Raw genomic sequence first — 7,283 nt, forward strand, 5'->3', positions numbered from 1 at the left:
CGCCCCGTCTGCCTCGCCCCGCCACTCGCCTCCCCGGTCGAGCCCGATTCGCCTCCCGGCGCACAGGCGCGTGCTCCATCCGTAGATGCCGCGCCCGCACCGGACTCGTTATTCCGTGGACGGCCTGCTCACCGCATGGTCGGATGGCGCTCATGGAGATCACCGTCCGCCCGCTGAACGTCGACGAGCCCGGCATGCTCGAGCAGCTGAACGCGCTCGACGAGGCCAACGACCGCGACCTGTTCGGCGCGGTCGAGAAGCACACCGCGGCCCAGCGCCGCGCGATCCTCGCCGACACCCCTTATTGGACCGTGCATCGATGGGTCGCCGAGGTCGAGCCGATGGACGGCGGCGCGAGCGTCGTCGGCCTGTGCACGGTCCACCTGGCACGGGAGGAGAACCTCGGCGCCGTCGACCTGGGGCTCGTCGTCCATCCCGCTTATCGCGGGCACGGCGTCGCGACCGCCATGATCGAGCAGGCACTGCTGCCCGCCATCGCCGCATCCGGCCGTCACCAGGTGTCGTATTGGGGCGAGATCCCCGCTGAGGGCGACCCCGACGACCCGGCCCTGCCCACCCGGCGCATCGCCGCGCGCCTCGGGCTGGAGCGCCGGACGATGGGGGTCTGCCGCACCCTCGCCCTCCCGGTCCCGACGACCCTGCTCGACGAGCTTGCGGCCGAGGCCGCCGAGAGGACCGACGGGTACGAGATCCGCCTGTGGGACGACGCGGTCCCCGAGGAGCACCTCGCCTCGTTCGGCGTCGTGCTGCGCCAGCTCGACCTCGACGACCCCGACGAGGACTTCGAGTACGAGGCGCCGCAGTACACGCCCGAGAGGATCCGCACCTTCGAGAAGCGCCGGGCGGACGCGGGCACCCGCGTGCTGATCGCCGTCGCCCTCGCGCCCGACGGGTCCATCGCCGCCCACAGCGAGATCCACGTCCAGAGCTCGGCGGGGACGACGGTCGGCTGGCAGGAGAACACGCTGGTCATGCCCGGCCACCGCGGTCATCGCCTGGGCCTCGCGCTGAAGGTCGCCAATCATCGTCGGCTCACGCAGGCGTTCCCCGACCTCGAGCGCCTGGTCACCTGGAACTCGCACGTGAACCCCTGGATGATCAGCATCAACGAGAAGCTCGGCTACGAGATCGCCTTCCGAGAGATCGGCTTCCAGGGCCAGGCGCGGGTCGACGGGGACGACGAGACTCGGGACGACGAGAAGCGGGTCGACGAGACGCGGGGCGACGAGCCTCGCGATCCCTTCACCGCAGCTTCTCCCGTCCGCGGCTGAGACCACCGTTACCCCGACCGCCACCAGCTCCTGATGCACAGGTGAACGAGGGTTGAACACCCTCGTCGGTCCAGGATCGCGACCGTACGATCACTGCGTGTCCTCCGCATCGCAGGTCCGCCCCCGCTGCTTCCGACGCAGCGCCCGCCGGGAACGGCGCGCGCTGCGCAGCACGCCGGTCGGGGCGCGGCCGGTCGCGGTCCTGCCCTTCGTCGGCGTGGGGCTCGTGCTCCTCGGCGCCGGTGTCCTCGCCGCGGGAGAGATCCTCTCGGCCCGGGCGGCCCGCGCGGAGCGCGCGCAGCTGGGGGACGGGCCGTCGGGCGACGCCCCGTCCGACGATGGCGCGCCGGGTGAGCGCGGGACCTTCCGCGAGGTCATCGTGGTGCTCGGGTACGGCAACCCCGGCCGGCGCATCAACGCGGTGAACCGCTGGCGGGTCGACGTGGGCCTGCGCTCGCGCGACCCGCAGGCCACGAGGAGCCTGCTTGTGATGGCGGGCGGCGCCGTGCACGGCGAGATCTCCGAGGCCGAGCACATGGCCCGCTTCGCACGCGCCGAGCGCGGCTACTCCGGGCCCCTCGTCCTCGAGGACGAGAGCGTCACCACCTGGCAGAACGTGCGCAACGTGCTCCCTCTGCTCGAGGACGCGGATCGCATCGTGCTCGCGAGCGATCCGCTGCACTCCGTGCGCGCCGAGGGGTTCCTGCGCACCCTGCGCCCCGATCTCGCGGCCCGCCTCGCGCCCGCCGAGGGCAACCGGCCCGGGGAGCAGATCCTGCGCAAGCCCGCCTTCATCGTGATGGGGCTGGAGGGGCTGCGTCGCGCCCGGCGCGACGGGCTCCTCGCCTGAGCCATCGCGCGTCACGCCAGCACGGGGTCCTCCAGCAGCCGCCCGAGCGTCGTGCGGCCGAGGTCGGCCATCGCCGGCAGCGTGCGCTCGTAGTACCAGACCAGTCCCAGCGCCTGCTCGAGGGCCCAGGCGGCCCCGCGCGCCCACTGCAGGTCGGATGCCTGCAGCTGCTCGCGCAGCACCGACCTCCTCTCGGCGTCGAGCAGGTGCCAGGCGACCACGAGGTCCAGGGCGGGATCGGCGGGTCCGAATCCACCGGTGTCCAGCACACCGACCAGGCGGGGCGCGGTGCCGGTCCCGTCGAGGGCGTCGGCCGCGACGTCCCCGTCGACCAGGAGATTCGAAGGGATCAGGTCGCCGTGGCACAGGGCGTCGGGGTCCTCGCGCGGGAGGCAGCGGGCGCGTTCCCACATCCGGCGGAGCCGGTCGACGGGAAGCAGGTGCTCGCTGCGGTGCAGGCAGTGGGCGACCCAGTCGTCGTGGTCCGCCAGGCGGCCGCCTCTGCCGCTCCCGGAGAACCGTCGCTTGCCGGGGTCCGCATCGCGCAGCGCCCCGATCAGTGCGGCGAGCTGATGGGCGATGGTGGCGTGGTGCTCGAGCCCGCGCGGCGTCGCCGGGGTCCCGGGCACCCAGGTCTGCAGGGACCAGGGGAGAGGGAATCCCGGCCCCGGGTCTCCTACCCCCTCCGGGACGGGCGCGTCGAGGGTGCTGGCGCGGGCGAACTCCGCCATCGCGCGCTGCTCCCGTTCGAGGACCCGACGCACCTGCTCCACCTCGGCCCGCCGACGGGGGGAAACGGGCCGCGAGGGAGTCGCCGACGCGCACGATGTGGCTGGTCGTGCCCGCCGCAGGCAGGATGCGGAGGCTGCATCCCGCGAGATCCGGTCGCAGGGCGACGAGGCACTCGGCGGCGACCTCGGCCGTCAGCGGGACCTCGTCCTCGTGCACGCTCACCCCGCGGAGGCTACGGATCCGCATGTCGTGGGTCCATCGGATATTCGACGGGGTGCGGTCCCGCGCCGCTCGACGCCTGCCCGACAGACGCCCGACAGACGCCCGACGCGCGCTCCACCGGCGCCTCGACCAGGCGCCCTGGACTCCGGCTCGACGCCGCGAGAGGATCGGACACGAGGATGCGCCCGAGCGCGTGACGACGCGACGCGAGCAGCAGAGCGTGCATCCATCCGCGAGGAGGCTCAGATGATCCGGGACGGCAAATGGGTCGACGGCGCGATCGAGGAGGCCATGGCCCGTGGCGACTTCGACGACCTCCCCGGCAGCGGCAAGCCCCTGAAGCTGCCCACCCATCACGACCCCGACTGGTGGATCAAGCAGCGCATCGCCGAGGGCGAGGTCGATCCGTCGGCGATGCTGCCCACCGTGGTGGTGCTGCGACGCGAGTACGCGGCGCGCGACGAGACCCTGGTCGAGCTCCCCGACGAGGCCGCTGTGCGCGAGTACGCCGAGGACTTCACGAAGCGGGTGATGGACGACCGGCTCGAGCACCCCATGGCCCGCATGATCTCCCCGACCCTGGAGACCGACGAGGCGCTGACGCGCTGGCGGGAGCTGCGCGCGGCCCGCGCGGAGCAGGAGCACGCGGAGCTCGAGGCCGATCGCGCGTCGGCCGCCGCATCCCCACGGCGAACCTCCTGGTGGCGCCGGATCCTGGGCCGCAGGGATGCCGGTCACGAGACCTCCCCGAGCACCCCCGCCGGGCCGTAGTCGCCCGTAGACTCGGGGCATGTCCCCGGTCCGTCTGGTCGCCTCCGATCTGGATGGCACTCTGCTCGACGACGCGGGCGCCCTCACCGAGCGCACCGCCCGCACCTGGCGGGCCCTGTGGGACCACGAGATCGAGACCGTGCTGGTCACGGCCCGCCCGCCGCGGTGGGTCGACGCGCTGGCGGGGATCACGGGCTCCCACGGCGTGGTGCTCTGCCTGAACGGCGCCTTCGTCTACGACGCGGCGAACCGGCGCGTGCGCAGCCACCACGCGATCGCGCCGGGCACGGTGCAGGAGATCGCTGCGCGGCTGCGGCAGATCCCCGGCATCCGCTTCAGTGCCGAGCTCGCCGGCGGCGCGCACCGCGAACCCGACTATCTGGGCGGCACGCCTGCGGGTGTGCTGCGCACGGAGGCGGCGTCCGTCGGCCCGATCGAGGAGGTGCCCGGTCCTGTCGGCAAGCTCCTGGCCCGCAGCGACGAGCTGGGGGAGCGCGAGTTCCTGGCGAGGGTGCGCGTGCTGCTCGGGGACATGGCGCTGCTGTCGACCTCGTGCGAGGGCGGTCTCGCCGAGATCGGCCCGTCGGGCGTGACCAAGGCGCGCGCCCTGGAGACGTGGTGCGCTGACCTGGGCATCAGAGCGGGAGAGGTCTGGGCCTTCGGCGACATGCCCAACGACATCCCCATGCTGGAGTGGGCGGGCACCGGCTGGGCCGTCGCGAACGCCCATCCGGACGTGCTCGCGGTCGCCGATCGCGTGTGCGCGGAGAACAGCGCCGACGGCGTCGCCGAGGCACTCGAGAGCCTGCTGCCCGAGACCGCGGGGGCGTGAACCCGCTCGCTCGCGCTCAGTCCACGCCCTGGGCGACGCGCTCCCGCACCACCCGCACGGCCTCCGCATCGCCCGTGAGCTCGACGCTCTGCGGGCCGTCCTCGAGCACGTCGAGCGCGCGCTCCCTGCTCCACAGCCAGAGGTAGAGCGCCGGGGCGAGACCGCTCGCGACCGCGCGGGGGAGGCTGTCGACGGCGTCCGACGGAGTGCCCCCGTCCCCGCTGCTCCGGCTCCCCGCGGGCAGCGGGCGGCCGAGCAGCTGCGAGATCTCCTTGCCGTCGCGCGGGCGGGTCCCGTGCCAGCGCGCGATCTCGACCTCGATGCCCGCGCCGGTCCCGTCGCCCTGGCCGTCGCGCACCTGCAGGGTGAGCACGGCGAGCGGCTCGACCTCCGCCCACTCGGGGATCCAGTCCCAGCTCGCCGCCCACATGACGCCGACCGCGTGGTCGATGCCGTCGGTCGCGACGTCCTCGCTGATCGCGGTGACGGGCAGGTTCGCGGTGAGCTGCGCGTCGACGCGGTGCACGGTCGCCTCGTGCACCTGCATGCGCCGGGTGAAGCCGACGGTCTGGTCGGCGGGGAACCACGACCAGCAGGCCTCGGCGCCGCCGCGGGTGGTGAGCTGCGCGAGGAGCGCGGCCGTCGCGTGCTCCCGCCGTTCGACGAGCTGGTTGCGGGCGCCGGGGCCCTCGGGGCGCGGCGCCTGCGCGGCGTCGACTGCGTCGGCGTCGTCCTCGGTGAGAGCGCCGGTGCCCAGCACGCCGGCCCAGAACTCGTGCACCTCGGTGAGGTGCCACAGCAGGTCGACGGAGGTCCAGTCGGGGCAGGTGGGGACGGGGGCGGAGGGGTCCGGTCCGCGGAGGGCGTCGGCGAAGCGTTCAGCCTCCTCAGCGATGAGGTCTGTGGCCTGAGTCATACCTCCAGTGAAGCACTCCGCGGGGACGCCGGGCAACGCGGATTGCCGCCCAGGATCCGTGCGAGCACCCGTGCCGACTCCCGTGCCCCGGGTCCGTGCCCGGCCGGTCAGCCCCGGCGGAGCGCGTCGAGAGTGAGCAGGACGTTCGCCGCGGTCCAGGCGAGCGGCGCGACCGCGGCCGGCGACCCGTCGGCGAGGACCTTCTCCGGCAGGGAACCGTCGGCCGTGCGATGCCGATCGAGCCATCCGAGCAGGTCGCGAGCGCCGTCGGCGTCCCCCGCACGGGCGAGGCCGAGGGCGAGCAGCGAGGTCGAGGGCGTCCAGCTGACCCCGTCGCGACGCCACCGCGCACCGGGGGCGATGCCGCCCGCGGGTCGCGCGAGCGTTCGACGCAGGGCGCGCAGCTGGTCGGCCCCCACGATGCCGTGGCTCCCGGTCGCATCGAGGAAGGCGAGGGCGGAGTCGGCGCCGCCGCTGCGGGCCCGGCGCTGGAACCCGTGGGGGCCGAAGGAGGTGACGAGGACGCGGCGGAAGGCCTCGGCCCCGTCGGCCCTCTCCTCGTCGTCGGTGCCGGTCCCGCTCTCCTCGGCCCCGGCTGCGACCCCGGACCCGGCGGCGTCGAGCCGGCCGGCGGCCTCGAGGCCCGCGAGGGTCGAGGCCATGATCCCGAGCGTCACCGCACGCTCGCTGACCTCCCAGTAGTCGGGGGAGACCGGCGGCAGCTGGGTGCCGTGATCGGTCGCGCGCAGCAGGGCGTCACGGCTGGTGGTGAGCAGGGGGTCGAGGCGGCGGCGCGCCTTCGTCCGGGCGCTCCCGGACTGCGTGCCGATCACCTCGGCGGCGGCCCAGAGCGCGAGGCCCGTGCCGTCGAACTGACGCGGCCGCTCGTCGGGGGCCTCGCCGGTGGTGGGGGAGTAGCGGGCCTCGAACCAGCCGTCGGCCGATTGCACACCCTGCAGGTGGGCGAGGTGGTCCAGGGCCGTGTCCGCATGGCCGATGCGTGCGAGCGCGACCGCGCAGAAGGCGGTGTCGCGCGGCCAGATATAACGCCAGCTCGTCGACCAGCCGGCGACAGGGGCCGGCAGGCCGTCGCTGAGCGTCCAGAGGTCCCAGACCGCGCTGCGCGCGAGATCGGCGAACGCGTCGGGAACGTCGGCGAGCCAGGTCGCGGCACCTGCCAGGAACTCGTCGGCCCGGCGGGCGGCGGGAGAGTCGGCGGGCGTGCCGGCGAGCAGCCGGGTGCCGGGCTCGAGGCGGGGCGAGGAGGCGGCGGATCCGGCCGACGCGGAGCCCGAGGCGGTGCCCGTGCCGGAGGTCGAGCCCGAGGTCTCGCCCGGGTCCGACGGCGGGGCGAGCAGGGAGCGCCGGCCGTTGCCGTCGACGGCCACGGTGCTCGAGTACAGGGAGATCGTCGCGTTGCCCGGCAGGTGCGCGCCGAGCAGGCGGTGCGCCCCGGCCCCGAGCCCGCCGAGGGCGATCACGGCGCCCCCGGCGCCGAGGGTCTGCAGCGCGCGGCGGCGCGTGGGCCGAGGCGTCGGGGTGTCCGGGAGCGCGGCATCATGCGTCATCGAGCCCCCTTTCCCTGCTCGGAACAGTATGCCGGAGCGCCGTGGTCCCCGTGCCTGGGGGCGACGGGCGCCGGGCGACGGGCGCCCGTCGCCCCCAGGC

7 protein-coding genes are annotated in these 7,283 nt (G+C 74.5%); 4 read left to right on the forward strand and 3 right to left on the reverse strand.

Annotation, left to right across the window (positions count from 1 at the left end):
- The first annotated feature begins 152 nt into the window (after positions 1–152).
- Together MHY49_RS18485 and MHY49_RS18490 are read left to right on the forward strand one after the other, a co-directional pair.
- Positions 153–1,292, forward strand: coding sequence for a GNAT family N-acetyltransferase (locus MHY49_RS18485; RefSeq protein WP_239206623.1), 1,140 nt, complete (start codon positions 153–155; stop codon positions 1,290–1,292).
- A gap of 97 nt (positions 1,293–1,389) precedes the next feature.
- On the forward strand, positions 1,390–2,142 hold the full coding sequence (locus tag MHY49_RS18490; RefSeq protein ID WP_239206625.1) for a YdcF family protein: 753 nt from the start codon (positions 1,390–1,392) through the stop codon (positions 2,140–2,142).
- An 11-nt stretch (positions 2,143–2,153) separates the two neighbouring features.
- Here MHY49_RS18490 and MHY49_RS18495 read toward each other — a convergent pair whose 3' ends face one another.
- The gene (locus tag MHY49_RS18495) at positions 2,154–2,906 is read right to left on the reverse strand and encodes a phosphotransferase (protein ID WP_239206627.1); all 753 of its coding nucleotides are present in this window, start codon (positions 2,904–2,906) and stop codon (positions 2,154–2,156) included.
- A 436-nt stretch (positions 2,907–3,342) separates the two neighbouring features.
- Between MHY49_RS18495 and MHY49_RS18500 the strand changes: the two genes are divergently transcribed.
- Together MHY49_RS18500 and MHY49_RS18505 are read left to right on the forward strand one after the other, a co-directional pair.
- Positions 3,343–3,867: a DUF1992 domain-containing protein gene (locus MHY49_RS18500; protein ID WP_239206629.1), complete on the forward strand. Its 525-nt coding sequence runs from the start codon at positions 3,343–3,345 to the stop codon at positions 3,865–3,867.
- A 19-nt stretch (positions 3,868–3,886) separates the two neighbouring features.
- Positions 3,887–4,699, forward strand: coding sequence for an HAD family hydrolase (locus tag MHY49_RS18505; protein ID WP_239206631.1), 813 nt, complete (start codon positions 3,887–3,889; stop codon positions 4,697–4,699).
- 16 nt (positions 4,700–4,715) lie between these two features.
- Here the strand turns inward: MHY49_RS18505 and MHY49_RS18510 are convergent, their stop codons facing one another.
- Positions 4,716–5,615, reverse strand: a complete 900-nt coding sequence (locus tag MHY49_RS18510) for a maleylpyruvate isomerase N-terminal domain-containing protein (protein ID WP_239206633.1) — start codon at positions 5,613–5,615, stop codon at positions 4,716–4,718.
- Positions 5,616–5,722: 107 nt separating this feature from the next.
- Positions 5,723–7,183 (reverse strand): hypothetical protein, encoded by a 1,461-nt coding sequence (locus MHY49_RS18515; protein WP_239206635.1) that lies wholly within the window; start codon positions 7,181–7,183, stop codon positions 5,723–5,725.
- Positions 7,184–7,283: the final 100 nt, after the last annotated feature.

It is taken from the genome of Brachybacterium sp. ACRRE, assembly GCF_022346485.1.
GTDB classification, from domain to species: Bacteria; Actinomycetota; Actinomycetes; order Actinomycetales; family Dermabacteraceae; genus Brachybacterium; species Brachybacterium halotolerans.